Annotated in this window: 1 pseudogene; it reads right to left on the minus strand. The window is 69.6% G+C overall.

What is annotated here, in order from left to right:
* Nucleotides 1-24: 24 nt before the first annotated feature.
* Nucleotides 25-1,315, minus strand: a pseudogene (locus BJF83_RS03165) (IS701 family transposase).
* Nucleotides 1,316-1,438 lie beyond the last annotated feature (123 nt).

A 1,438-nucleotide genomic window follows, 5' to 3' on the forward strand; every position in this document is an offset into this window, starting at 1 on the left:
TACTCCAGTTGTAGATCCGGTTTGTCATGATTCGCGGGCTGCTTGTCTGCGGTAGTGGCAGTCCCGGGCCTGCGCTTGGTGGAAGCGTCTGAACACCGACCAAGCCAGCACGTGCTCCTGAACGGGCTCGGATCCGAACAATGCGTGGAACAGGTGGGCGATCTCGTTGCAGGTCAATGCCACCAGCCCTTCCGGAGCCGGGTGGCGGCGGGCCTCCCGCAGGCGGCACAGGGCCACGAACGCGTAGGCGATCATGGCCAGGAGGCTCCACCGATGCCAGGAAGTCCACGTTCGCACCTGGTGCTCGTCCAGCCCGGCCAGGCCTTTGCCCTGCTGGAAGGATTCCTCCACCCGCCAGCGCGCCCGGCCACCGCCACCAGGCGCCCCAGCGTCACCGGCTCGGGGGCGTAGCAGCGGTAGAACGCCAGCTCGCCGGTGGTGCGGTTGCGGCGTATCAGCACCCACCGGACCCCGGCATCATCGGCACGGTCGTCGACGAGCGCCCAGTCGTAGAACCGCTCGCCCTTGGCGCCGTCTCCGGCGGAGCGCTTCTGCCAGGCGGTACCGGGGAGCAGCACCGCCAGCTCCTTGAGGGTGAGCGGGCCGCGCGGGGCGGGCAGGCGGTCGGTGGCCGAGACCGCCATCACGTACCCGGTGCGGTGTTCCTCCAGGAAGGCGCGCAGAGCGGGATTGCGGCCGTAGACCTCGTCGGCGGCCACCCAGGCGCCGGGACCAGGTCCAGGGTGGAGGCGATCATCTGGCGGGCGAATTCGGGCTTGGTCGCGAAGCCGACACCGTCGGGTACCCTGGCCGCGGCGAGACGGGCGGCATCACCGGTCCAGGAGGTGGGCAGGTAGAGGCGGTGGTCGACCAGGGCGTGGGCGTGGGGTGTGGTGTAGGCGAGGTAGACCGCGACCTGGCAGTTCTCGATCCTTCCGGCGGTGCCCGAGTACTGGCGGGCCACCCCGACCGTGTGGGTGCCCTTCTTGAGGTCGCCGGTCTCGTCCACGACCAGGACCACGTCGTCGTCTCCCAGGTGGGCGGTGATATAGCCGCGTAGGGAGGTGGCCAGGGCGGTTTCGTCCATGCGGGCGCGGGCCAGGAGGTGCTGCATTCGGTAGGGGGAGTCGTGGCCGGCGTGCTCGGCCAGGGTCCAGCAGTTCTTGCGGGGGAGCGGGGCGAGCAGGGCGCGGATCAGGTCGCAGGCGGTCGCTCGGGTCTCGGGTCGGGGCAGGTACGGGCCGACGGCGGTGTCGATGAGCTCGTTCAGCAGGCGTGGCCAGCGCGTGGCCGCTACGCTGGTGGCCGCGGCCACCGCTTGCTTTTTCGTTGTCTTCACAACCATCGATGATCGGGCGGTGGCCGTTGCTGTGTCCGGAGAACGAACGGATCAGCGGGACGGTGCCTGGCGGACTCCATCAGATGGCCCTTTACCAGG

The sequence above is a fragment of the Nocardiopsis sp. CNR-923 genome (genome assembly GCF_001942255.1).
In the GTDB taxonomy this organism is placed as follows: Bacteria; Actinomycetota; Actinomycetes; order Streptosporangiales; family Streptosporangiaceae; genus Nocardiopsis.